A 24,356-nucleotide genomic window follows, 5' to 3' on the forward strand; every position below is an offset into this window, starting at 1 on the left:
CTAATACATTAAATGAGTTAAATCGTTTTGATAAAATTTGGTTCCCAAAATTATTCAATTAAATATTTCCATAACTGGCGATGCTTTTTCATGGAAGTTATACAATTATATAATATGGTGGGATGCTTAATATTGTAAAGAACAAAGAATATCCAGTCGCTGATAGTTGAGTGTTTAATTAAAAACCTACAGTTATTAAATGTTATTGCTGCATATAGCAATACATTAGTTGTCTTTACCGGAGACTGTCTCATTTCGGCCCATATTTCTGCTGCAATAGATTTATTAGGTTTGTTTTTAATAATGAAACTACTCAATAACATGATAGCATGTTCATGCTGTCCTTTGATAGCACTTTCTCGGCTAGTATTTTGTGTAATTGTAAAATTAGCCAAGGGTTTGCTGTTAAATAAAATAGGATATCCAAATTTCCTTTCTCTGAAATGTTCGATATAATCAAATCTAATCGAGAGTGGCAGTACATAACTGTTTAACTGTGTATTTCTAACAAGCATTGCTCCGTTGGAATGTAATGCAGAAAAAGATTGTTTAAAATGTGGGTGATTGATTATTTTTAAATAGTCTGACTCATTAAAAGGTTCAATTGTTTTGTTCATGTTTATTGATTCACCTGTCTTATCCTCTTTCCATAGGTGCATATTGGCCCAGCCCATTTTTGCAGCAGGATGTTTATCCATTATGGTAACCATTTCTAATAGAAATTCAGGTTCCCACCAATTATCATCTTCAAGTAAGCTCACATATGTACAAGATGTCTCAGCGTACATCATATTAAAAGTTGCTACGGGGCCTAAATTTTCGTGGTGTTGATGAAAGGAGAACCTTTTGTCGTTCAAATTATTAATAAACTCTTCTGGATATCTATCATTTGGATCGTCGTTATGTACTTCACAGACCCAATTTATAAATGTTTGGTTAAGAAGGCTTTGAACGGTTCTTTTTAATGAAATATTTCTCCTATAGGTAGGTATAAATACTTTTACAGTGCTCATTTTCTTAAATTGGAATGCAATTTTAAGTTTAGTTTAGCCTTTATGAAAATTAGGTACTTAATTACTTTCCAAGTAAATATTCTTCCTATAAATCTGTACCTTACAGGTAAGAGTTCTATAAAATCTATAGTGCCTAATTTACTTATAGCAGCCTCGGCTTGGTTTAAAAGATCTTCATGCGCTGGATAATTGCCATAAACAAATTTTGCAAAGGCCAAAGCTGATACCCTTTTCGTTCTACATGAATTCTCATTAGCAAGGAGCTCCGAGGTAGCTAGTTGAATTGCCAATAACTCTGACTCTATACCTTTTCTACTTAAAGTTTTAGACAGGCTGTTGTTTTGCCCTGACCTATAGTATAGGATTGCACTTTGACAAAACTTTACATTTTCAGATGAGAGTATTATTCTGGTAAAAAACTCAAAATCATCTATCAAGCTCAGCTTTTCATTCCAAAGGCCATACTGTAGAAGAAGCTTTCGCGGAATTAAGAACATACCTGTTTGAGTCATAGATTCACCATTTTCCCAACTGCTGCAAATCCAGTCAATTGGTCGCATATCTTGCCAGCACTCTTCGGGATTTAGTTTAAATGTTGAAAGCTCATTATTGTAAAACCGCCCCCATTTACTTGATATTATACTTAAAGGGTTGTCTAAAACGATATTGATCTGATCCGATATCATTTCAGCGTTTACAATATCATCAGCATCAAAAAACTTAATAAATTCTCCCTTAGAAATATTAAAACCAAAATTTCTTGCATATGCTGCTCCTCTATTTGCTATGGAATAAACCTTTATCCGGTCAGTCTGATAAGTTTTAGCAATTTGTAAAGAGTTATCGGTGCTACCATCATCTACAATAATAAGTTCCCAATTTTGATAAGACTGATTGATTATGCTTTCAATTGCTTCATCAACATACCGTGAAGCATTATGGAGGGGGATGATTACAGAAACAAGAGGATGCATTAAATGCGAAGAAAATTTGAGAGAACAGCTGATCTGTTGATAATTTTAAATGCGGACATTTTTCCAGGCTGAACAGAGATACCATTTTTTTGAAATATCAACATAATGATGCAAAATTCCCTGTTTTTTGTTTACTAGTTCTTCATCTGGATAAACAATATATTTTTCTGAAGGTGCTGTTGTTGAAGGCTTTTCGCCAATTAGCATTGCAGAAAGTGCTTGCTCTAAGTAATAACTGTTACCAAACTTATATTCCAATTTTTTTGCCCATGATTCTAGGGCTCCAAAATCAATTTCTTCACTTCTAAAACCGAAAGCACCAACATTTATTTTATCTGCTATGCGCGCTGACAATAATTTTTCCATCTCTTCTTTAGGAAATCCATAGGAATTTTGTACATCATAAATATAAAATGGATTATGCGGGTTTTTAAGCCAATTAATTAATTCAGTTGGCTCTCGCCAGAATAACATGTCTGAATCAAGTACCAGATTATATCCAGTATTACCCACGTGTACATCGGTAATTTTTCGTATGTGCTTATAAACTAGCCTTTTGTGGTGTAAATAAGGAAACCTTTCTTTGGGTAAATGTTTGTTAAGTTTTTTTTCTATTTCAGATGCAGTAACAAACGAACAATTTTCTATCTGTCCTTTACAGTACGAAATCGACTCCTCATTAAAAGTCCCATCATCATAAAATATAAAATGAATAGGATAATGTGTAAGTTGTTGAAGGGTGTGCGCGCAAAAAATAGTTTGATGCCAATATTTGATGCCTGTTAGAAATGAAACAGTTAGTGAATTTAAATCTGAAACAGGCTTTCTTATATAAATCTTCCTAGAAGCAATGATCATTTCCTTTTCAGCCTTAAGCATACGGCTATATTCGAAATATCCGCCAAAACGTTTCCAGGTACTCAATAACGACCTTGGGTTTCGGTATAATTTATTTACTATGTTTTGAAACATCCAGATTATATTTACCTATTGGTAAGTGCCTGTAACTGGCCGATAACACCATTGTATTTGATATAATTAGTCGGAGATCTCCACGGACGATATTTTACAAATGCTTTTATTGTTCTCAGCGTCAAAGTAATTTTGTGAAAGCGTTTCCATGGGCACTGTTTGTATTTTATTAAAAAAAATGTCCAGGAATACATAATTCCCCTGTTCAACTTACCCAAGTAGCTTTTGTTAAGGCGTTGGGTTGGAATAACATGCTTCATCTTTAATGCAGGAAAAAATCCGATATCATATCCACTTAAAATTATTTGCATTACAATTTCGTTATCTCCGCTCGACGCTAAATTATCGGCTGATCTATCGGCAATTTGATATTTACTCTGATCTACTTCAATCAGGTATCCATAAAGGGCTTCCGCTCTTATGGCCATGCCTGCACCCACTGGGGAAAAGAGCGGATATATTTTCATATCCTCTCCCTGTTTCTGATTTGTTATCAAGATTTCATCACCAAGATTCCTGACCGCCAATAATGAAAAAAAGTTTTTCGCCCAGGCAGGTGGGGGTGTAGTAAAGTCTCCTTCTATATTCCCTCCAATGGCACCCATGTTCGGATGTTTGCTAAAGATCGAAATGCAATTTTCTAAATAATATTTGTCTAAAATATTGTCATCATCTACCATAACAATTATTGAGCCCTTACATTCTTTGAATCCTTTTACACGGGCAAAAGTTAATCCTTGGTTTTCTTCGAAAATGATCTTTGCATTTTTTGGTAATGTAATAGCATGGCCGAAAGGACTTGAAGAATTATTATCAACTACAATAAGCTCCCAATTATTCTGTGGCAATGTTTGTTTTTCAAGCGCAATAATTGTTCTTTGTAAGATACTCACATCAGGGTTGTAAGTAGGTAGAATAACCGATAAAAAACTAATCATTTCTATATTTTATTATTTTGGCAGGAATACCAACGGCTATAGCATAGGGGGGAAGATCACTTGTCACAACAGATCCAGCTCCGATAATGCAACCACTGCCGATAGTAACGCCACCAAGAATTTTACAGCCTGCACCAATCCAAACATCGTTTCCGATATTAACAGGCAATAGAACATCTGGTTGAGATCTAATCGTTAATCCTTTAATAGGAATAGTATGATTTGAACTCAAAATACAGGTATGCATGGCAATGAGCGTATCAGCCCCGATTTCTACATCGCCATGCCCATAAATTATTACATATTCACCCAAATAGGTATTTTGGTTTAAAGTTATCTTTCCACCGTATGATTTTAACACACATCCTTTTGTTATTTCACATCGATCTCCTATCATTATCATTCCTTGTTTTCCATTACGAAATCCATTTTTAAGGGAAATTTGAGAATGGAAAATTACTTTTTTACCAATTTTAAGCCCCTTGGCAATGTAATATGCTGTAAAGAGAAGATTACGGATTTTTAATATTGTTGACCTCAATTTTAATTAATGTGTTATGGGTAGTTAGCTATTGTTTTCACCTATGGCTCAGAAAATAAGCACTGCTAAGAAGCAGATCCTGTATCTCTAAAGCTATATTTTAATTGGATAATTCTTAGCCTTATTCTAACTGATGGGGATAAAAATGATTTGGCGATCCGCCAAAGTAAATTGTTGCTTGCAGGCACTTTAAAATGGCACTCTTCACTCAGCATCAATGCACGTTTCGCACTTACATAATCTTTTAATATTATAAGTTCGCTTGATGCCTTTTGAGCTTCAAAGCCCACAGCTCTTAATATCTGTAAATCATTATTATTTGCTTTTTGATACTGTTTTAATAATTCTAACCTTAAAAGCCAACCTAGCTTCTGATTACTGCTTAATGAATTTGCTCTCCGAATAGAGATTGAAAGTGTCTTTTCTACAATATAAAATTTACACCCTGCCATGGCTAGCCTAACATGAAAATCAGCGTCTTCCCAAATTTTTAAATCCGTTCTGAAACCACCAATTTTATGGAAGACGTCTTTTTTATAGAGACCATTAATACCACCAATAGGATGAGAAATGGTGTAAGCTACAGGACTTACATGAAGCTCTGCATTTTTATATTCCCATTGTATTAGGATGTTGTTTTTTTCATCGTTCCAATCCACATTGCAAATAAGAACATCTGCATTGTGATGATTTTCATTAATTACGGATGAAAGTTCCTTTAGATAATCAGGGTGCAGAAGATCATCAATATCGTGAAAATGAAACCAATTATTTTTTGCAAGTTTTGCTAAAATATTTCTGGCATTTCCTGCGCCTTGGTTTTCATTACCTGAAATTACAGTTTGGTTGTGTTCTTTTAGAATTTGTACAGAATTATCGGTGCTGGCGTCGTCATAAAATAAAACCTCGTCAAAGGGTATAGATAGCGTGGCAATATTTTCCAAAAACGGAATGATATATTTTTCGGCATTATAAACAGGTACCAGAAGACTAAACATGCTTCACTAATATTCTTCTGATTTTACGATATATTCTAAACCATACAGACGGCTTTCTCATATCTACATCTGCAAAAACAAGATTTGATTTTGGTAGCTTTATGTGCTGTGATTTAGGTACATGTGGTTTTCTTTTCAACATCAAGCTTTCAAGCAAATCCATCCAGTCAGTTAAATTTTTTTGAGATGAAAAATTTCTTTCGATATAGTTTTTTGAATTTGCAGATAATTCAGACCAATAGGGTCCATTGGATTTTAATGTTTTGATGGCTGATTTTAATTCATGAGGATGATCGATTAATATTCCCGTTTGGTCATTAAAAACAAGTTCAGGAATGCCTGAGTCGATTTTTTTACAAATGGGAACAACTCCACATCCCATTGCTTCCATTAGTGCTACCGGTATTCCCTCATAATCAGATAAAAGTACAATGGCATGTAAACTCGGTAAAATTTCCTCAATATTAATAACTAAGCCATGTATAATAACGTTTGAGGGGGACCCATAGCTTTGTTTTACTTTTAATATTTCATTCATTTGTGGCCCAGAACCATAAATGTGATATTCTGTGTTTGGGATACTTAAAGCACACTCACAAAATTGAGTTATCACATCTTTAACTTGTTTTTGTTCTTGCACAATTCTTCCGATGTAAGCTACTCTAAATAACTCATCACTTTTAAAATTTGCACTTTTGTGCGATACGGATGCGCCGTAAGGAATTTGCTTTAACGTTATCTGTTTATTTGTTTGATGGACTTTTTTTGTTAATGCTGTCGATACTGATACCAAAGTGTCGAAATATTGAATATTGGGAGGAGCAACAAATTCGTTGATTAAAGTTTGGTACCACTCATCGTCGTTATGAAGAATACCTACGATCGAAGTTCCGTTTGCAGAAATTAACGCTGAAGCATAAATTGCCGGAATCATATTACCCGGAACAAAAACATCAGGATTTTCTTTTCTAAAATACTTCAGAATCCATTTAATTATATCCTCTGTGTAGTGGGGATAAGGAATAGTTGTGCATTTTACCGCTAATCTTTTAAATATAGGTAAGGCTGTACATTGCTGTTCATCTGCCCAAAGAATAGCAATTACCTGTACCTCATATCCATTGGCTACTAATGCTGGTAGTAGCCTTATTAACCAGGTATTGATGCCGTTTATGATGTTGTTGCCATCATATATACTAAATACAACCTTCAATTTCTATATAACTTTTTTATCAGCGACAGTATTTTTAGCTCAAACATTATTTTTTTCCAAGAGAAATAAGTGAAGGCACCATGTCTATTAATAATTTTTTCATGATCATCCTGCCAGTGTTTTTTAAAGTGTTCATTATAAGTTTTTGCATCGTCATGTATTGTTGCAACCGAAAGATAATCTTTAATATAATATGGATTCGATTTCGGGAAAATACGCACCCACAATTCAAAATCCATGCTGCAAACAAGTTCCTCCCATATTGGCTCGTGAATACTTTTATGCCAAAAACAAGAGGGTTGAATTAAGTTAGGTATTCTGATGTATCTTTTAAATTGATACCGGGGCTTCTGTTGATGAAAAACTGCATTGCCATTTACCATCTCAAGGCTATAGCCCCAACCGTAGAAAAATGTTTTATTCTTGTTTTCCGTAAGTTTGGTTACAAGTTGAGAAAATGTCTGCTCAGTATAATAATCATCACTGTTAATCCATCCATAATATTCGCCAGATGCCATATTTAAGCCTTGGTTGATGGCATGGCTTTGACCATTATCTTTTTTTGAATGCCAGTAACTAATCCAATGATTATATTTTTCTAAAATTTCTCTGCTATTATCCGAACTACCACCGTCAATAACAATATATTCCAGGTTTGGATAGTTCTGTAAAAGGACTGATCTTATTGTTTGCTCTAAAAAAGCTCCCTGATTATAAGAAGGTGTAACAATTGTTATTTTCGGCCAGTCTGCTTTTTTAGTATATATTTTCGGATCGCATTCTTCATTCCATGGCCATCCCGTTTTGCCAATTTTTTCAGGAAGATGCGCGAGCAAACCCGAAGAAGAAAACTTTATTGTATTCAATTTACAGGTACCACTATTAAAGTTTTCACTAGAATATTCAGCAGGCAATAAATTCGTCTTTATTTTCAAAGGGATTGATCTTGGTTGATGTATTTTTTCCAAGTTAGCGGTTCGTATTTATCAAAAGCATGACATCCAAAAGGCAGTTGATTCCCGAGTTTTTTTAGGGATTGGGCCGGATTTGTCTCAATTGAAAAGCGAAGCGCAACATCATCGTTGGGCAATTTAAAAAATGGGTAAAGAATATTTCCCCAATATTTAAAGAAACCATCCTCATTATTTTCTCCCCAACGATCTTTTTTATGTTTTAATAACTTTAGCAGGAGATAAAAACTTAATGTCTTTCTTAGTGAAAGGCCTCCATTACCAACATTACTAATTTTACGTTTGGTTTTGAATATGGCGTTAAAAAACCGAACGATTTTATGATAGCCCTTTAAAAACTGTATCTCACCATTGTTATTTTCATGTGGTGAATGCGGCGCACCAATAAAATCATAATTCTTTTTACACCAGAATAAAAGTTCATCCTTAAATACATAGGCGTCAAGTTGATAAATCAAGATAAAACGATAGGATAAAAAATGCCTGTAAAAAAAAGATGAAAGCATTAATTTGTTGTAGCCATGAATATTTTCGAAATATTCATTTTTAAATTTTACAATTTCAAATCTAACTATGTTAATGCAAATTGCCTCATATACTTGGGTTTGCATACTTTCAGGACCTACAAAAATAATGGGATGTTTACTTAGTATATTCAAGCATTGCCTTAAAGAAATAATTTCATCCTTATTTAATTGATTTTTATAAATAGGGATAATTACAGCGACAATATCTCTCATCTTTAAAATGATATTATTCTGAGCAGTTTTTTACATGCAGATTTTAACCTGCTTTTGTAATAATCCATTGGTTTTGGTATGAGTATTTTATACCTTTCAAATTTATCGGCTTTGCGGTGTAATGAAATATTAAGCGGATGTTTAATGTTTATGATTTCATATTGTGCCATTTTTGACTGATTGGATGCTTCATCATGGGTATGCGTAGCTTTTGTTCCGAAGCCAATATTAGAAATTGTATTCTTCCAAGGTATTATACTTAAACCGTCGTTTTTCCATATCCAATACATCCACTGGTAATCCCAGGCATCGAGTCCATTAACAATAATACCAAGATTATATTTCCAAAGCTTGCGTTCTCTTTTATTGGCAAAAGTGTTATCTACTACCGCTGATCTATTCTCATTTGTTTCGGTTTGAATCGAATAATTATATTCATTCCATGCCCTACGCCAACTGGCCCAGCCCCACACGTGAACATATTTAGAAAAATAGTATGAATTTTCATCCAAAGGCTCTGCTTGATAGCTAGTTCCACAAATCATTTTAATATTATCTTTGTGGCGGTATTTAATTAATAGGTCTTCGCAATAATTAAAAAAGCTCTCATTCGGCAAACAATCATCTTCTAAAATGATTCCCTCATTTACCTCGTTAAAAAACCATGTTATCGCATTTGCTGGTCCTTCACCACAGCCAAGATTTTCATCACGGAACAGCGTTTTTAACTCGCAGTCCCAATTAATTTCTTTAATAATTTCCCTGCATTTTTCACAAAGCAGTGCTTCAAAGGCATCCCTTGGCCCATCTGCAGCTATGTACAGGTATTTGGGCATGCGTTTTTTCACTACATTAAAAACCTGCTGTGTTTCTTCGGGCCGGTTAAAAATTAGTAATAAAATAGGAACTTCGTACAAAGTAGGATGTTTAGGACATTAATATAGATTGTACTTTTAATTTAGTATACGCCAAAAAACAAAATAATCGATCGCTGAATTGCAGGGGCGATGTTTTGCTCAATGCTGCTTGTTGTATATATAAACGGGCATTTAAAAAAGATGAACCAAATATTCTTCTCCCAAAATACTTTAATAGCAAAGCACCTCTATCTGTATGAAACTTATAATCTTCATTCATGGTGCTTTGGCCACCAACATAAAAATTGGCAACAATTAGGTCTATATAACGGAAGTTACTATTAGCATAACACCTCAGGTTAAAATCAAAATCGGCATTTGTAATATATTTTAAATTAAATAGACCATTTTTTTCAAAAACCGATCGTTTAAAAAACATGGCCTGATGGCAGATATTCTTATCGATAAACTTCTGTATGGTGTATTCGCCATCGAAAATTACATTGTCTAGATTCCATTGGTTTTGTCCCCGCATAATCACATTACCATATACAACTTCATCAGTATGCTGTTTAATGCTACTGGCTACAACATTAAGTACATCCTTGCTATAGAAAGTATCATCACTACCCAAAAAGTATAGCCAGTTGCCATTCGATAGTCCAATACCTTTATTCATTGCATCGTATATCCCTTTGTCTTTTTCTGTAATAAAATTAATACACGAATGTTTGTCTTTATATCCGGCTAGTATCTCGAGGGTATTATCTGTTGATTCACCATCAATAAACCACACCTCATAATTTGAGAAATCCTGGTTCAATATGCCAGAAATACATCGGTTTAACGTTGCCGATGAGTTAAAAGTTGGAACAATAATTGAAAAAAAGGGATTAATGTTAGTAGGTTGAAAAATTATTAATATTTAAAATTTTGTTTGCTGAAAATATAGAAAATAATGGAACATTACCATAAAAGGATGCCCACTGATTAAAGGTACTTGGAGGCCCTATGATGTAATTACAAGCTGCAAGTGTATATAAATCAACCATTGGATGATTTATATTGTGATGAATGTTAAATTGCTGATACGAAGTGGTGTCGATATCTTCATTCGAGCATATTATGAAACAGATTTTTTTTTGCTCATAGTTCATAGCTAAAATAAATTCTTCCATTTTTTTGATATACACGTTGTCAGCATAGTAAAACTTCCCCTCCTCCCATGCCAAATAATCTCCTCTTCTAACATGTACACCAACGATGCAATCATAATCAGCTCGTAATGTGTTTATTATGCTCTTTACTTCTGCCGCAAATATGGGCTGCGGTTTAAAAAGTGACTTTAAAATAAACCTATGCTTTTTCAAATTTTCTTCATCCCTAAAGCACCAACCGTAGGTAACTACAACATTGTTTTTAGCCAATTTTTGAAAATCGGCATTTTTAAGGTCATAAATTTTCTGTTGGGACTTATGTATGTCAATATACCTCACCTTAGGCAGGGGTAATCTATAATTTCTTAAGGAGTAACGTATTACTTTATCTATAAATTTATTTTGTGTTATTTTTATACGGATAGGGTAATTTAAGATAAATTGATTGTCTTCATTTTCAAAGTAGTGAGCATACTCTTCAAAATATGGGTAAATAAGCGAGTAATTAAATTCAATCGCATTTGCAATAAAATAACTGAAATGAAATAAACGGTTACATAATTGTCCGTTTCGATCAGCTACAATAACCATTGGCTTTTTTTAAAAAAAGTTTAATTCCTCTCACATTCGGGTTCATACTTTTATATTTTTTCCCCCCTACTAAGTAAAGGAACAAATTCTCCTCCTCGATTAAAGGTTTAAATAAGGCGAGTTTTAATATAGAAGTCAATAAGAGCTTCGTTTTCTTTAATGTATTTGTGGTTTTTAAATTTCTAAGTATTGTATATAGCTTAAGTACATTGTAAGCTTGATAAAAACCTTCTTGCAGATTTTTATTGTAGGTTTCTGTTAAACGCTCCTCATCGATAAAATGTTGGAACTTTAATGCTTCTAAGTAAAAAAGTCTATAGCCCATTATGATAAATCTCATGCACATCTCAGAATCCTCACCGGCAGTTAAATTTTTTCCTTTCCTACCTGTTAGTATTGAAGGGAAATTTTGAAAAGCAGCAACATACAAACTTTTTTTTATTACAATCCCGCTGCCCCATAAAAATTCTCTTGCAGTAACATCGCCTGATTTTGCGCCCTGTTTTCCAACAGCATAATTAGATTTTGCATTTTCAAACCATGAAGGTAAAGCCATTGTGGATATAGCAGTACTTTGCCCACCCAATGCACCTATCTTTGGATTGTTCGATATGGTTTGATAGGCAATTTGAAGATATTCTTTATCAAGCCAATTATCGTCATCACAGAAAATAATTACATTAAATCGTGCCTCTTTTACTCCTCTGTTTCTTGCGAAAGTTAATCCTAAGGTAGGTTCAGTAATTAATTTAAATGATTGACATGTTGTATTGTATTTTTGCCACTCATTTTGCGCAATAGTTACCGTATCATCAGTTGATGCATTATCTACTATTATAATTTCCCAAGGTATTTTTAAGGATGTTTCTTGTTGCGCGAGATAATTTAATGTGTCAGATATCCGTTTACTACTGTTAAAGCAGCATATGATCACAGTTATGCCATCTGTTGTGTTAATCATCTTTTCAATGATTTAATCATGTTTTTTAATGAAGCTATAAATTTAGGGTTATTTGCTTCATATTCGATTTTCTTTTCCAGCCAATAATATTCATTCATTTTATTTTTAAGAAGTTCAGGGTGAATATAACGATTAACAATTTTAGCTTCATTCAGTCCGTATCGAACTATGTTGTTTTTTGTCGTATAAATTAACATATTCTGCTTATACCACCAATCAACATTTGGATTTTCCCAAAATATAGGTCTTAGAATATCAACTGGATAAAACTCCTTTTCGTTAAAAAGTAGTCTCCAGTATTCTGGCCATTGCTCATTTATATGGTTTTGACCTTTCTGATTCGGTAACGCTGCTGAAAAAAGAATAATATCACTACAATCGGTTAACGTAGTAACAATTGTTTTTGCAGCATTTTCTGGTAAATGTTCTGCAACTTCTAGCGAAATCGCTAAGTCAAATTTCTGCTCTAATGGCAATAAAGTTGTGAGGTCATGCAATTCAAATTCCGACTTGTCAATACAGAGCATCTCATCATCGATATAGTTTCCTTCAATTCCCTTAACAATGGCCCCAAGTTTTTTTGCTACCGAAAGCCAAGAGCCGGTTCCACATCCAATATCAATTACGCTTTTTGGATTAAATTTTTCAAAAATAAAAGGTAAAATTTCATTGGCCGCATTGGTATTATGTACATCTGTTTTATGTATATAATTAGGCTGTTCCATACGCTTCATTTTTAATGATGTAACAAATTCCTTCTTTACTGGTATATATCCTACTTGTAGAAGATATTGATGAGAGGTAATCATGAACTGCTCTGCTACAGCCATCCCAGGCAAAATAATCATCTAAAATGATTAGTCCATTCTTATTTACTTTCGGATATAAAAATTTCAGACAACATAAGGTAGATTCATACCAATCACCATCTAATCTTAGAATAGAAATTGGGTTTAAGTTATCAAATTTTGGCAATGTTTCATTAAACCACCCTTTAACCAATTGAAAATCCACATGTGCTAAATTCATTGCTTTATCTGCATAATTAATATCTGCGGCACAATTGTCATAATAATTTTCGCTATCAATAGCCTGTTGCCAATGAATGGCGTCTTTACCGTCAATCTCTTTGGCCGGGGCAACCCTTCAAAACTATCAAACAAGAAAAATTTTTTGCTTTTACCCGCAATTTCCGCAATTCCTGCAGACATACCTCCTCGCCACACCCCACATTCTACTATATCACCGTCAACATTTAAAAAACGATTACAAAGCATAAGGTTAGCAATATATAAATCTTTGGGAATCATTGAATACTCCGCATATTTTAAATATATCTTACTTAGTGAGTGTTTATAGTCGACCTGTTTATGATCAATTTTGTTTACAGATAAACCAAGTTTGTACAGGAAATTTTTAATAGTTGCTTTCATTTAATTATTGAACTAATTTACTTTCTGCGATCATAAATCCATTGTTCGGACCGTGTGGGAAAGTCCTTTTTGCTTGAGGAGAGTTGACAATTTCAAAAAAAAGAATTTCTTTTTGCCAGTCATATGTTTGATCGTTATGGGGGCCAATCCATATTGAAACATTGTAAGTATCAGGTATTAAACCACGGAGGCTAATTTCATATTGAAAAGTACGGCTAAGTCCATCAAAGATTATGAACGGGGTTAGCTGCGGTATTGCCTGCATTATCGTTATACCAAATCCATTCTGGATATCAAAGGCAACAAAAGCTGGTGGAAAACCAAAGATTTTATTTGTTGTTACATTTATTATTAATTTGTGATTTGGTTGATTTCCAATAAGCTCTAACCGTGCTTCAATAATAGCCGGCGCATTAACTAAAGTATTATTTACCCAGCTTTTTTCTGAAGATGCGGGTATTGATTCGAATAACTTTTTATCGCTTCAGCAATATTCCCAAAGTAATCAACCAATCCATTCTTTAAAAAGATCCCGGTATGACATAGCTGTAATATACTACCCATATTATGGCTCACAAACAAAACTGTTCTGCCTTCTCCTTTGCTCACTTCACCCATTTTACCCAAACATTTCTTTTGAAATTCTGCATCACCTACAGCAAGCACTTCATCAACAATTAAAATCTCTGATTCTAAATGTGCTGCTACAGCAAAAGCTAGCCGTACATACATTCCCGATGAATATCGTTTTACAGGCGTATCCAAGTAACGCTCAATGCCTGCAAAATCTACAATCTCTTCTAACTTGCGCTGAATTTCTTTTTTACGCATGCCTAGAATGGCTCCGTTTAGAAAAATATTTTCCCTGCCTGAAAGCTCAGGATGGAAACCCGTACCAACTTCCAATAAGCTGGCGATTCTACCTTTGCCAGAAATTTTTCCTGTTGTAGGTGCGGTAACTTTACTTAAGATTTTTAACAATGTACTTTTACCCGCTCCGTTTCGGCCAATAATACCTACTGCATCCCCCTGTTCAATTTCGAAATTAATATCCTTTAAACTCCAAACAATATCGCTCTTGCTTTTGCTATTCTGATTGTTGCTTTCGCCAATACGTAAAAAAGGGTCTTCTTTGCCACGAATACGGGCATACCAACGCTCTACATCTCGACTAATTGTGCCGGTTCCAATCTGACCTAATTGGTAAGCTTTGCTTAGGTTTTCTATTTTAATCGCAATTTCAGTCATCCTATAGAATTAAAATTATAGAAACTTTTTCTTCAGCTTTAAAAAATATACTTCATAAAGATGATAGGATAAAAATGCTATCATAACAGAAATAATTATATTAATGGGAAAGACTGCACGTGGCAAAATATTTGGGTAATAGTTTAACGGAAGAATAAGAAGTTGCTGCCATACATATAAACTATAAGATATAATTCCGATTTTGATTATAATAGGATTATTTAATATTTTAAACACAATCCCATCTTTATTGATAATTGTAGCCAATATAAGGTAGCAAATTGCCAAATCAGGGGCTATACGGCCAAATGGTGTTAAAAACCTTCCAAACATACTTCGTTGAGATAGATAATAACAAAAGAAAATTAGCAATACAGCTAAAAAATGTATGATGTAATTTTTCCAATATAGTGATGTTGGCTTAATAAAGCCTTTAAAGCTAAACATTGATATTATTGAACCCATGAAAATGGCATCTGCACCATCAATGAATGGACCTAAAGTTTTGTAGTAAGATTCTGAAAAATGACCAATAACCCTGAGAATTGTTGCAAACGCTATTATTAGTATACAGAATATCCAAGCCTTTTTTTTAAAGAATACTATCAGTAATGGCCAGATTGCATAGAATTGTTCTTCGATAGATAATGACCAAGTATGCCCTGTTAACCATGTATTGGCATACATTATAAAATTTGTAAAATATAATAAAGAACCAATGAATGGTAGGTAATTGATGTCTAACTTATAATAGGAATTTAGTGCTAAAATAACAAAGATATATAAGTATAATACTGGGAAAATTCTAAGTATTCTTTTAATGAAAAAGTGGGGGATATTAATTCTTCTTTTATTCACTAATTCTTTTAATAAAAGAGTCGTAATTAAGAAACCACTAAGTATGAAAAAAATTCTAACGCCCAAATCAGCGTATATAAAGTTTTCAGCGAAAAAATAATAAATGCTATCTTTTTCAACAGTGTATTTAGCATGGCCTAGCACAACCATCATTATAGCGATTGCCCTCCAACCATCTAGTGACGGAAAATGTTTTATATCTAAAAAAGCAGGTAATGCAAATGGATTGTTTAACTTTTTTAAGTTGTTATATAAAAGCGAAGTACTCAATTTATGATTTTAAATATTTCAAGAATACTACACAGTATCAACAAAATTCCGTTCTACTTTATTAAAAATCACGATTCCAAAAGCCAGTAGCCCCAATGTAACCACTGTTGCGTACCCTAAACTTGCCCAGCTAAAACTGCCTTCGCCCAAAAAACCAAACCTAAAGGTTTCTAAAATAGGCGTCATTGGGTTATATTTAATAATCCAGGCGTATTTGGGGTATTTAGTAAGCGCAGTAGATAATGGGTAGATTACGGTGGTAGCATACATTAGCAATTGCACGCCAAATCCGACCAGAAATGCCAGATCGCGGTATTTAGTAGTCATGGCTGAGATGATTATTCCTGTGCCCAAACCCAATAAGGCCATTAAAATTACCACAACAGGTATTAGTGATATAGCCCATGAAGGATGAAAATCTGCACCGGATAAATAGTAATAACCAAACATCATCAGAAAGAGAATCATCTGCACACCAAAACGCACCAGATTGCTTACCACAATACTCAAAGGCATAATTAATCTGGGGAAATATACTTTCCCGAAAATACCTGCATTATCTCTGAAAACTGTAGAGGTCTTAGTTAAACAATCAGAAAAGTAATTCCATGCAGTAATACCGGCCATATAAAAAAGTGGTTTCGGAAGTCCATCAGTAGAGATACCCGCAAGATTTCCAAAAATAAAAGTGAAGATGACAGTCGTAAATAAAGGTTGAATGAAAAACCATAACGGACCTAAAATAGTCTGTTTATAAAAGGAAACAAAATCGCGCCTAACCAAAAGCCAAAGCAGATCGCGATAGGCCCATATCTCGTTAAGTTTTAAATCGAATAAAGAAGCTTTAGCCTCAATAGTCCAGCTGTGCTCTTCGTTATGCATACTTTTTTTCGTTCATTGGCCTAGCTGAAATAACAAATCAGCAACTTTTTTTCTATATTCTGTGTATCCAAATGTTTCAAAACAAAGCTTTTGAATTGCTTTAGCATCATGTTTTTCTTTTTGCAATGCGGTAATCACCTCTTTACCAATCTCTGATGTATTTTTTGGATCCACAAGGATACCCAGTTTACCATCCATTAACGCATCTGTACTCCCATCAGCATTGCCACCGATAACGGCACAGCCCTGCGCTGCAGCTTCTATAAATACAAGGCCGAAACCCTCTGCTTTGCTCGGCATTGCAAATACATCTGCCAATTGATAGTATAAGATTAGTTCATCATCAGGCACAAAACCCGTAAGTATGACGTTTTTTTCAAGTTTAGCTTCAATAATGAGCGAATTGATCCGTGCCAATTCTGTTTGATCAGCTTTTCCAACAAGTAAATAAACCAAATCTGGATAATGCTGAAGAACCTGTTTCATGCAGCCAATTACCGAATCGTAACCTTTATATTGTTCGGATGAAGATAAACGGCAGATGCTCAACAATACCTTTTGAGTGCTTTTAATCCCATGTTTTTTAAGGAGTGTAGCTGGTTTTAATGCAGGTTCAATTATTTTAAAGTAGGGATCCAAACAATTGTTCAGTACTTTAATCTGAGTACCCGAAATGCCGTGCTGCCTAATAATCTGCATAGCTGTATACCGGCTTACCGACCATATCTCTATGCTTTTAAGCATTTTTTTTTTCCAATCGGCCAATGAATGCCATATTTCTATACCGTGGGCAAAAAGAATAACCCTGACTGCTGGCTTCAACTTTTTAATGATGTTAGCAAAGATTAATAAATGCACATGACTCAAAACCACCACATCTGCTTTTAATCCCTGTTTAAGGGCAGCCAAGCCAAAAGCTGTTTTTTTGCCAGAGTAGCCTTTAAATAAACTTGGTGATACATAAGCCAAATCAGCCTGGTCATCGTACATTGACAATACCTTATAGGATTGTATCTCAGCACTGGCCATCAAATCATCAAGTGTTTTTGCAAAAGTTTTACTCACTTTTTCTATCCCTCCAGTTAAACTGAAGGTATGTAAGGTTAAAAATAAAACTTTTTCGCTTTTCAAATTTGTTTTCCCTAACGCCTAAATACCTGGTATAGCGACATTGCCTTGCTCCAGTGTAAATTACCATGTCTAAAATCATTTACCATTTTCGATGCAAATTGATTTTCACTTGTTTTAATTAAACCTAAAAATTGTTCGTCTTTCCTTAACCAATGTTGAAAAGGGAAGGTAAACCCCATTTTATTTCGATCCCAGATTAAGCGGGGGAGTAGGGAAGAAAAAGTATTGATCAAAAATGATTTTGGCCGTTTGCCTTCAAACTTTATTTTTGAATTGATAGCATTTAGCGTTTCAAGCAAATCCTGATCTAAAAAAGGTACGCGAACCTCCACACCATGTTGCATACTCATGGCGTCGGTATCCTTTAGCAACTGATTTTGCATATACAAGTTACATTCCAACCAGCTGGCCCTGTCGCCATCCTTTAACTCCGGTTTTACAGTGCCGATGTTAGCCTGTTGCAGTACGCCATTTACCATTTCGATGGAACACGATAACAATTTTGCAATTTCATCAGGCGTAAATATGCCCCTTAAGAAAAGATACTCACCAACCGTATTTTGATAACTTAAATAATAAATCCTTTTCAGGGCTGCCGTTTTTAAATGAATGCTTTTCCTAAGAACCGATCTGGGTACCTTTTTCAGCAACTTTACCAATCCCATGCGCTTAAAAGAAGGGTAACCTCCAAATAATTCATCAGCACCAATGCCAGAAAGAACAGCCTTTAAACCATTTTCCTTTGCGAAGTAATTGACAAACCACGAGTTAATCCCATCAGCAGTGGGTTGATCCATGGCTTTAAGCGCAGTAGGGAAATGTTTATTGAAGAGGGTAGGAGTAATGGTATACTCCGAATGATTTCCATGCATTTTCTGCACAATGGCATGCTGGTAAACCTTCTCAGAAAATTCAGCTTCTTCGAAATTGATTGATACCGTGTTGATTGGATTAACGCTCAGTGTATTCTGCATTTGAATTTGATCGGCAAGCAAACTCAAAATACTACTGTCTATACCTCCACTCAAAAATACACCGATTTTGGCGTCGGCTAGGAGATGCCTTTTAACAGCGGTATTTAAACTTTTTTGTACAGCAATTTTAGCCTCATTGCGATCAAAAATATTCGCGATCGCTTGTTGTTTAACATAGCTTATGATTTCAAAAGTATCTGTTTGATGTTGCCAGATCAGATAACTTCCTTTAGGTAGCATTTGCACTTCGTTAAAAGTGGTATATGGCTCCGGTAAATGCCCGAAAGCCAGGAAATATATTTTCCAATTTGGATGTTCGGTATACGCGTAATCAGTACACGAGAAAGCTTTAACCTCCGATGAGAAAACCAGATGCTTAGCATTTGCATAAAAATAAAGAGGTTTAATGCCCGAATGATCTCTAACAAGAAAACTGAGCTGTTTAACAGCATCATACAAACAAAAAGCGAACATTCCTTTAAATTTACTGAAGCTTTCAACTCCCCAGGCCGCATAGCTAGCTAAAATTACTTCGGTATCAGTTTCCGTTTTAAACTGAAAGCCTGATTTTTGAAGTTCTTCCTTAAGTTCTAGATAATTGTAGATCTCGCCATTAAAAGAAACGACTAATTTACCCTGTTGGTAATGCATAGGCTGATGCCCGTTTGGAGATAAATCAAGGAGTGCCAAACGTCTATGCCCCATTACAATTCCATCACTGTTATTGGCATAAAATCCTTCACCGTCAGGTCCGCCATGAGCCATTATCGTACACATGCCTTTTACTTCCTGCTCGAGTATGTTTATCGGTCTATTTCGGTCGATTATGCCTGCTATTCTACACATTTATTTTAACCTTCCATCTTTGCCCGGACACAGCTTCGCCCTCTCAGTCACATTTTTATTTTAAAATTGACTGACATTTTAATAATGAATTTTCCCACTCACCAATCCAGCTCAACAGATTTATACTTGTTTAGCTTTTTTCTGTTCGCATGCAGTTCACTAAACGGCGCACTTGCTCACATCTTACTTCTCCTAAGCTTCAAACTGGTTCCACAAACGCAACAGATGTATTAATCTCAATAGCGTAACCCATATTTTGTAAACGTAAAATGATACGTTGTTTATTTTGTATTGATACCAGTTCGGCCATAATTCCTTTAAACGGACCTGCTTTAATAAGCACCCGTTCACCAGGTTTAATGTCATATTCAAAAACCTCAAGATCTGCATCAGTCGCAAGCAAAAGTTTAAGGTCGTTAATTTGTTGTTCGGGTATATATGCGATTTGGCTGGAGAAATAAATGAACCTGGCAATGCCGTTGGTCATCAAAACTTCAGCATATTCTTTTGCAGAAATATACACAAACAGGTAGGATTTAATTAAGGCCTCCTCAACTATTTTTTTACGGTCGCTCCACTGTTTAACCGTTTTTTTAAGCGGTAAATAAGCTGGAATGCCTTTTCTGGTTAATTCATCAAATGCCTTTTTTTCTGCTCTCGAACGCGTATAAACCGGATACCACCTGTAATTTTGATCAATCATTAAGCTTAATCTTTATAAAATCCTTGCTCACCTCAACATTTAAATTATACCACTCTTATTGATAGATATCAATTAACCTTATCCACACCAATTAACCACGAACTATTGATCAATGAACCGCATTGTTAAACCAATTGATCTTATTTCCTTTTCCAAAACATCCACCATTTTCGCTCTTCATCATCGTAATAGCCAGAGCCAGAATAACCAGAGTAATCAGAATAATAGTAAGTGCCGTTTCCACCCCCACGACTGTAATCGGTAGTATAATAATTCGAATAAAGTGCATCATCGCCAAAAGCATTTAAGATAATGGCCAGATTAGTAAGCGCATATTCCCTTGATAATCTTTCTGGAATATTGGCTGCACGCTGTTGAGATACTCCTGAACGGATCACAAATAAATTCACATCAGATTGGCGGATCAGCGGGATAGCATCCGATACCAAACCAACAGGTGCCGTATCAACCAAAACGTAATCATATTCCTTTTCTAGTTTATGAAGCAAATCCTGCATCAGGGCACTGTGTAATAATTCGGAAGGATTAGGCGGAACTGGTCCAGAAGGAATGAAATCAATCTGATGCACATCATCATGGATCAATACATCTTCGAGTTGATGCTGACCCGAGAGTACCGAGCTTAATCCTTTTTTGTTATCAACATCAAAAACCTTATGTAATCTGGATCTGCGTAAATCAGCAGCAATCAAAATCACCCTCTTTTCTATTAATGCCAATGTTCCGGCAAGATTAATCGTAACGAAAGATTTTCCCTCTCCAGAAATTTCTGAGGTAATGCAAATAATTTTGCTTTGTTTATGACTGGCCAAAAAGCTTAGGTTAGTCCTTACAGAACGGACAGATTCGGCAAAAACTGATTTGGGCTTGGCAATAGACAATGCTTGCCGATTATCTTGATCTATAAATTCAGGAAATTTTCTGATCACCCCAATTATTGGGGTGTTTGTTAAGCCTTCAACAGTTTCCTTATCGTAGATGTATGGATTTAAAAAGCGTACCAATAAAATCAAACCCATTCCCACCCCCGTACCCAATAAGATAGCGAATGTATAAGCCTTATTTGAATCTGATGCGATAGAATTATAAGAAGGGTAGGCTAGATTAACAATGGCAGCACCTGCAACAGTAGCGGCGGCATTCATTTCAGCTTCTAGTTTCTTTTCTGATAAGTAGGAACGGACCTTATTATTCACTTCAAAATTAGTGCTCAATTTAACAAAGTTTTGTTCTTTTAAAGGTATAGTACTAATGCTTTGGTTTACTCCTGAAATTTGGCTGTCAATGTAACGAAGCGTTTGCTCATTGCCTTCCCGCATCAGCCGGATGTTATTTCTGATTCCTGATTTTATATTCGAAATCTGTTGTTCAATTTGTTTAACCGGTTGCGAATCTGAAGTAAATTGGCTTAGCTTAATTTCACGGTTAGCCAAAAGCGTATTGAGTTGCAATAACAAGGCACCTAAGCCAGCATTAACTTCTCCCTCTAAGTCAAGGCCAATTTCTATTTTAGTCCTGTTATTGTTAACCTGGTCTTCCAATTGTTTTATACCAAGGAGTTTAATGTTAAGTTCGGTTTTTTGTTTTTCGAAATCGGCAAGTTTACTTACAGTCATTGAAGTGGCAGTACCCAAATCCACAATCTTGTTCTGCGTTTTGTAATTTGCAAGCGTACTTCCTGATTTTCCTGCTTCAGTATTAATAAAACCCAGCTGACTGTCGATAAATTCAACCGTTTGCTTTGCAGAACGCTGGCGTTGAATCAAGTCGTAACGAACATATTCCTTCATAATGGCATTTAGCATATCTGCAGCAAATACTGGGTTACCATCCGTTAAACTTAAACTCATTACATTGGTAAAACGAGCTGCTTCTGCCACATTTACGCTCATTGCCCTGCCCACAAAATCCTCTTTGGTATTAAATTTAAAGCTGTAATTTCCGTTTGGAATTTCCGACCGGATCCGGAACTGCATATTCCCTAAGTTTAATACTTCTCCGTATTTATGCGGAGTTAATTTAGCCTTTTGATTATTTGGGTCACCAATTTTAAAGGTATTTTTATCTAAAGCCTCAACAAGGTATAATCCTTTACTAAAATTGACTGAATCCTGTTTAATGATCTCGATCTGAAAAGGAATATTTGGGTAAAGTTCTGTCGTCCTGATTCTTCCTTTAAGGTAATAAGAGATTTTATAATCAAGATTAGCAATGGCATTTAACATTACTTCGTTACTCCTGATGACAAAACTTTCTGCCTGAATTTTATCCGTATAGTTATAAACCTGCGTAGGCATCTGGTTATTGGTGCTTACGCTCGGGTTGCTATCTTGTAATTTTAATGAAGCATAGGTTTGATATACCGGAATAGTATACAATACCTTAATTTTAGCAATAACCAGAGCAATAGCTATACAGCCGGCAATCCAATACCATCTACTCCAAAAAACACGGAATATTTTATAAAAATCAATCTGCTGGCTAACGGCCTTTGCTTCTAAATTCTGTTCTTTTTCCATTAACGTGTTAGCGCGAAAATTAATGTTGCAAGGTTAATCACCACCAATAGAGGCTGTACAATGTTATTATAGCTTTGTAAACGTTCGCTTAAGGCTTGCCCTTTGGTTTGCTGGATAACAATAATATCGTTATTTTGAAGTACCAGTTTCTTACTAGCCAGGCTATTGATATCGTTTAAATTAACATAGATAATTTCGGGATGGCTGCGGTCGCCCCTAATAATTTTTAAACTTTTTGGGTCTGCCGTTTTGGTAATCCCACCAGCTTCTCCTATTATTTCAATAAGATCCGTATTGTCCTTTTCGAGGTAAAAATTTCCTTGTTTGCCAAATTCGCCCAATAAAGTAACCTTTAAATTGACTACAGTCAACTCAATTATAGGATCTTTGAGCAATTTACTTTTATAAATATTCTGTATTTTGATGGCTGCTTCCCTTCTAGTCAAGCCGACAACTTCTACTCTGCCCACCGCTGGTAAATTAACCATACCATCGGGCTCTACCGCATAAGCCAATACATTCTGAGCGGAGCCACTTTGATTACTGTTGGCGTTTGCTGAGCCTGAAACCCCTGCGCCATTACCATTTGTTGCTCCAAATTCCGGATTCTGCACATTCCGGATGGCCAGTTGATCATTAACCTTAATTTTATAATAAATATCACTAAGCCCTTGATCATTTACCACATAAACCTGCTTAATCGTATCTGTAACAATATCTGTTGGCGCATTGAATAAGCTATGTTGCTTGCGTACAGAACAACTCGATAAGATTGAACTTAAAATAACAACGCATAGCAGTAGCAGAGGTAAGTATTTCTTTTGGGACATAATTTTAAAGATACGTTTATGCGATTAAACTTCCACATATCTGCTACAAAAATACGTTTTCTATTGGCTAAAAAAAAAGCATAATCTGTTATCTTATCACCATAAGAGACCTGTCCCGCTATAATACATTGATTATGAATAGAATATTAATGCCCCTGTATTTTTCTTAAGATGTAGCTGATAATCAAATCGATAACAGGTGTATGATTTGTATTGTTAAAAAAAATAATGCGCTTGCGAATTATCAAGATTAATTGTTTTGTCGTAGTTATAATACGGTATTCGCAGAGTATTAGTTTTTATTACTATCTAATGAAAAAGCAGCTCTGTGCCATTGTATTCTTCATCCTAATTTTTTCATCGTTTGCTTCTGCTCAATGGGCAGCAAGTTCGGATGGAAACTGCTTGTATGATGTTTTTGGAAACCTGGTGCCCAACAGTTGTCAAACAGATATGAAATGTAAATATAAAGACACTGGAACCACCAGAAAAAACTGCTTTGGCGTGCCAACGCCATTCGGCTGCTTTGGCTTTGAGTACACTGAAAAACTGTTTATTACAGAATGTCCTTTAGATGATTTGGTTAATCCCTTATGCATTATTTTGGGAGCGATTACATTTTTTTATCTGCAAAATAATAAGCGTTTCCGGATTGTGTAGGTAAATTACCGATATATTCAAATTTGGGTAGAGATATCTCGTTTAAAATTTCCTT

Annotated in this window: 26 protein-coding genes; 1 reads left to right on the forward strand and 25 read right to left on the reverse strand. The window is 35.0% G+C overall.

Annotated elements, in window-relative coordinates:
- Window positions 1–50 precede the first annotated feature (50 nt).
- The 25 genes from ACZZZW_RS08755 to ACZZZW_RS08875 all read right to left on the reverse strand — a co-directional run bounded on the left by ACZZZW_RS08755 (window position 51) and on the right by ACZZZW_RS08875 (window position 23,641).
- On the reverse strand, window positions 51–1,013 hold the full coding sequence (locus tag ACZZZW_RS08755; RefSeq protein WP_463492964.1) for a glycosyltransferase family 2 protein: 963 nt from the start codon (window positions 1,011–1,013) through the stop codon (window positions 51–53).
- Window positions 1,010–1,987, reverse strand: coding sequence for a glycosyltransferase family 2 protein (locus tag ACZZZW_RS08760; protein ID WP_463492965.1), 978 nt, complete (start codon window positions 1,985–1,987; stop codon window positions 1,010–1,012). Before ACZZZW_RS08760 ends, ACZZZW_RS08755 begins: the two co-directional genes overlap by 4 nt.
- A 45-nt stretch (window positions 1,988–2,032) precedes the next feature.
- Window positions 2,033–2,911 carry a hypothetical protein gene (locus ACZZZW_RS08765; protein WP_463492966.1) on the reverse strand — a complete coding sequence of 293 codons (879 nt, stop codon included), beginning with the start codon at window positions 2,909–2,911 and terminating at the stop codon, window positions 2,033–2,035.
- 59 nt (window positions 2,912–2,970) lie between these two features.
- Window positions 2,971–3,897, reverse strand: coding sequence for a glycosyltransferase (locus tag ACZZZW_RS08770; protein WP_463492967.1), 927 nt, complete (start codon window positions 3,895–3,897; stop codon window positions 2,971–2,973).
- Window positions 3,890–4,438 (reverse strand): acyltransferase, encoded by a 549-nt coding sequence (locus tag ACZZZW_RS08775; protein WP_463492968.1) that lies wholly within the window; start codon window positions 4,436–4,438, stop codon window positions 3,890–3,892. The genes ACZZZW_RS08770 and ACZZZW_RS08775 overlap by 8 nt, the downstream gene beginning before the upstream one ends.
- A gap of 65 nt (window positions 4,439–4,503) precedes the next feature.
- The gene (locus ACZZZW_RS08780) at window positions 4,504–5,436 is read right to left on the reverse strand and encodes a glycosyltransferase family 2 protein (protein ID WP_463492969.1); all 933 of its coding nucleotides are present in this window, start codon (window positions 5,434–5,436) and stop codon (window positions 4,504–4,506) included.
- Complete coding sequence (locus tag ACZZZW_RS08785; protein ID WP_463492970.1) at window positions 5,429–6,649, reverse strand: glycosyltransferase family 4 protein; 1,221 nt, start codon at window positions 6,647–6,649, stop codon at window positions 5,429–5,431. The genes ACZZZW_RS08780 and ACZZZW_RS08785 overlap by 8 nt, the downstream gene beginning before the upstream one ends.
- Window positions 6,646–7,617: a glycosyltransferase family 2 protein gene (locus tag ACZZZW_RS08790; RefSeq protein ID WP_463492971.1), complete on the reverse strand. Its 972-nt coding sequence runs from the start codon at window positions 7,615–7,617 to the stop codon at window positions 6,646–6,648. The genes ACZZZW_RS08785 and ACZZZW_RS08790 overlap by 4 nt, the downstream gene beginning before the upstream one ends.
- Window positions 7,581–8,360 carry a DUF5672 family protein gene (locus ACZZZW_RS08795; protein ID WP_463492972.1) on the reverse strand — a complete coding sequence of 260 codons (780 nt, stop codon included), beginning with the start codon at window positions 8,358–8,360 and terminating at the stop codon, window positions 7,581–7,583. Before ACZZZW_RS08795 ends, ACZZZW_RS08790 begins: the two co-directional genes overlap by 37 nt.
- Before the next feature lie 2 nt (window positions 8,361–8,362).
- Window positions 8,363–9,277 carry a nucleotide-diphospho-sugar transferase gene (locus ACZZZW_RS08800; RefSeq protein WP_463492973.1) on the reverse strand — a complete coding sequence of 305 codons (915 nt, stop codon included), beginning with the start codon at window positions 9,275–9,277 and terminating at the stop codon, window positions 8,363–8,365.
- 10 nt (window positions 9,278–9,287) lie between these two features.
- On the reverse strand, window positions 9,288–10,142 hold the full coding sequence (locus ACZZZW_RS08805) for a glycosyltransferase family 2 protein (RefSeq protein ID WP_463497731.1): 855 nt from the start codon (window positions 10,140–10,142) through the stop codon (window positions 9,288–9,290).
- Entirely contained in the window at window positions 10,117–10,965 is an 849-nt protein-coding gene (locus ACZZZW_RS08810) for an alpha-1,2-fucosyltransferase (RefSeq protein WP_463492974.1), read from the reverse strand. Before ACZZZW_RS08810 ends, ACZZZW_RS08805 begins: the two co-directional genes overlap by 26 nt.
- Entirely contained in the window at window positions 10,949–11,926 is a 978-nt protein-coding gene (locus ACZZZW_RS08815; RefSeq protein WP_463492975.1) for a glycosyltransferase, read from the reverse strand. Before ACZZZW_RS08815 ends, ACZZZW_RS08810 begins: the two co-directional genes overlap by 17 nt.
- Window positions 11,923–12,651: a class I SAM-dependent methyltransferase gene (locus ACZZZW_RS08820; RefSeq protein ID WP_463492976.1), complete on the reverse strand. Its 729-nt coding sequence runs from the start codon at window positions 12,649–12,651 to the stop codon at window positions 11,923–11,925. Before ACZZZW_RS08820 ends, ACZZZW_RS08815 begins: the two co-directional genes overlap by 4 nt.
- Window positions 12,638–12,955 carry a TylF/MycF/NovP-related O-methyltransferase gene (locus tag ACZZZW_RS08825; protein ID WP_463492977.1) on the reverse strand — a complete coding sequence of 106 codons (318 nt, stop codon included), beginning with the start codon at window positions 12,953–12,955 and terminating at the stop codon, window positions 12,638–12,640. Before ACZZZW_RS08825 ends, ACZZZW_RS08820 begins: the two co-directional genes overlap by 14 nt.
- A complete protein-coding gene (locus ACZZZW_RS08830; RefSeq protein WP_463492978.1) occupies window positions 12,952–13,359 on the reverse strand; it encodes a TylF/MycF/NovP-related O-methyltransferase in 408 nt (135 codons plus the stop codon). The genes ACZZZW_RS08825 and ACZZZW_RS08830 overlap by 4 nt, the downstream gene beginning before the upstream one ends.
- 4 nt (window positions 13,360–13,363) lie before the next feature.
- On the reverse strand, window positions 13,364–13,624 hold the full coding sequence (locus ACZZZW_RS08835) for a hypothetical protein (RefSeq protein WP_463492979.1): 261 nt from the start codon (window positions 13,622–13,624) through the stop codon (window positions 13,364–13,366).
- Window positions 13,625–13,788: 164 nt separating this feature from the next.
- Window positions 13,789–14,607 (reverse strand): ABC transporter ATP-binding protein, encoded by an 819-nt coding sequence (locus ACZZZW_RS08840; RefSeq protein ID WP_463492980.1) that lies wholly within the window; start codon window positions 14,605–14,607, stop codon window positions 13,789–13,791.
- Between the two features lie 15 nt (window positions 14,608–14,622).
- Window positions 14,623–15,735: an acyltransferase family protein gene (locus ACZZZW_RS08845; RefSeq protein ID WP_463492981.1), complete on the reverse strand. Its 1,113-nt coding sequence runs from the start codon at window positions 15,733–15,735 to the stop codon at window positions 14,623–14,625.
- A 27-nt stretch (window positions 15,736–15,762) separates the two neighbouring features.
- A complete protein-coding gene (locus tag ACZZZW_RS08850) occupies window positions 15,763–16,617 on the reverse strand; it encodes an ABC transporter permease (protein WP_463492982.1) in 855 nt (284 codons plus the stop codon).
- Window positions 16,618–16,629: 12 nt separating this feature from the next.
- Window positions 16,630–17,748: a glycosyltransferase family 4 protein gene (locus ACZZZW_RS08855; RefSeq protein ID WP_463492983.1), complete on the reverse strand. Its 1,119-nt coding sequence runs from the start codon at window positions 17,746–17,748 to the stop codon at window positions 16,630–16,632.
- Between the two features lie 11 nt (window positions 17,749–17,759).
- Window positions 17,760–19,568, reverse strand: coding sequence for an asparagine synthase (glutamine-hydrolyzing) (asnB, locus tag ACZZZW_RS08860; protein WP_463492984.1), 1,809 nt, complete (start codon window positions 19,566–19,568; stop codon window positions 17,760–17,762).
- A gap of 199 nt (window positions 19,569–19,767) precedes the next feature.
- Window positions 19,768–20,271: a UpxY family transcription antiterminator gene (locus ACZZZW_RS08865; RefSeq protein ID WP_055915286.1), complete on the reverse strand. Its 504-nt coding sequence runs from the start codon at window positions 20,269–20,271 to the stop codon at window positions 19,768–19,770.
- A gap of 140 nt (window positions 20,272–20,411) precedes the next feature.
- Entirely contained in the window at window positions 20,412–22,811 is a 2,400-nt protein-coding gene (locus ACZZZW_RS08870; protein WP_463492985.1) for a GumC family protein, read from the reverse strand.
- On the reverse strand, window positions 22,811–23,641 hold the full coding sequence (locus ACZZZW_RS08875) for a polysaccharide biosynthesis/export family protein (protein WP_463492986.1): 831 nt from the start codon (window positions 23,639–23,641) through the stop codon (window positions 22,811–22,813). The genes ACZZZW_RS08870 and ACZZZW_RS08875 overlap by 1 nt, the downstream gene beginning before the upstream one ends.
- Before the next feature lie 312 nt (window positions 23,642–23,953).
- Here ACZZZW_RS08875 and ACZZZW_RS08880 point away from each other — a divergent pair, with 312 nt between their 5' ends.
- Complete coding sequence (locus ACZZZW_RS08880; protein ID WP_463492987.1) at window positions 23,954–24,301, forward strand: hypothetical protein; 348 nt, start codon at window positions 23,954–23,956, stop codon at window positions 24,299–24,301.
- Window positions 24,302–24,356 lie beyond the last annotated feature (55 nt).

This window comes from Pedobacter sp. AC379 (assembly GCF_979258145.1).

Coding starts and splice junctions, on each gene's coding strand:
- ACZZZW_RS08760 (WP_463492965.1), bottom strand. CDS start 1,987: ATGCATCCTCTTGTTTCTGTAATCATCCCCCTCCATAATGCTTCACGG.
- ACZZZW_RS08830 (WP_463492978.1), bottom strand. CDS start 13,359: ATGAAAGCAACTATTAAAAATTTCCTGTACAAACTTGGTTTATCTGTA.
- ACZZZW_RS08840 (WP_463492980.1), bottom strand. CDS start 14,607: ATGACTGAAATTGCGATTAAAATAGAAAACCTAAGCAAAGCTTACCAA.
- ACZZZW_RS08835 (WP_463492979.1), bottom strand. CDS start 13,624: ATGCAGGCAATACCGCAGCTAACCCCGTTCATAATCTTTGATGGACTT.
- ACZZZW_RS08850 (WP_463492982.1), bottom strand. CDS start 16,617: ATGCATAACGAAGAGCACAGCTGGACTATTGAGGCTAAAGCTTCTTTA.
- ACZZZW_RS08875 (WP_463492986.1), bottom strand. CDS start 23,641: ATGTCCCAAAAGAAATACTTACCTCTGCTACTGCTATGCGTTGTTATT.
- asnB (WP_463492984.1), bottom strand. CDS start 19,568: ATGTGTAGAATAGCAGGCATAATCGACCGAAATAGACCGATAAACATA.
- ACZZZW_RS08820 (WP_463492976.1), bottom strand. CDS start 12,651: ATGGAACAGCCTAATTATATACATAAAACAGATGTACATAATACCAAT.
- ACZZZW_RS08795 (WP_463492972.1), bottom strand. CDS start 8,360: ATGAGAGATATTGTCGCTGTAATTATCCCTATTTATAAAAATCAATTA.
- ACZZZW_RS08865 (WP_055915286.1), bottom strand. CDS start 20,271: ATGATTGATCAAAATTACAGGTGGTATCCGGTTTATACGCGTTCGAGA.
- ACZZZW_RS08825 (WP_463492977.1), bottom strand. CDS start 12,955: ATGAATTTAGCACATGTGGATTTTCAATTGGTTAAAGGGTGGTTTAAT.
- ACZZZW_RS08880 (WP_463492987.1), top strand. CDS start 23,954: ATGAAAAAGCAGCTCTGTGCCATTGTATTCTTCATCCTAATTTTTTCA.
- ACZZZW_RS08755 (WP_463492964.1), bottom strand. CDS start 1,013: ATGAGCACTGTAAAAGTATTTATACCTACCTATAGGAGAAATATTTCA.
- ACZZZW_RS08870 (WP_463492985.1), bottom strand. CDS start 22,811: ATGGAAAAAGAACAGAATTTAGAAGCAAAGGCCGTTAGCCAGCAGATT.
- ACZZZW_RS08810 (WP_463492974.1), bottom strand. CDS start 10,965: ATGGTTATTGTAGCTGATCGAAACGGACAATTATGTAACCGTTTATTT.
- ACZZZW_RS08770 (WP_463492967.1), bottom strand. CDS start 3,897: ATGATTAGTTTTTTATCGGTTATTCTACCTACTTACAACCCTGATGTG.
- ACZZZW_RS08815 (WP_463492975.1), bottom strand. CDS start 11,926: ATGATTAACACAACAGATGGCATAACTGTGATCATATGCTGCTTTAAC.
- ACZZZW_RS08780 (WP_463492969.1), bottom strand. CDS start 5,436: ATGTTTAGTCTTCTGGTACCTGTTTATAATGCCGAAAAATATATCATT.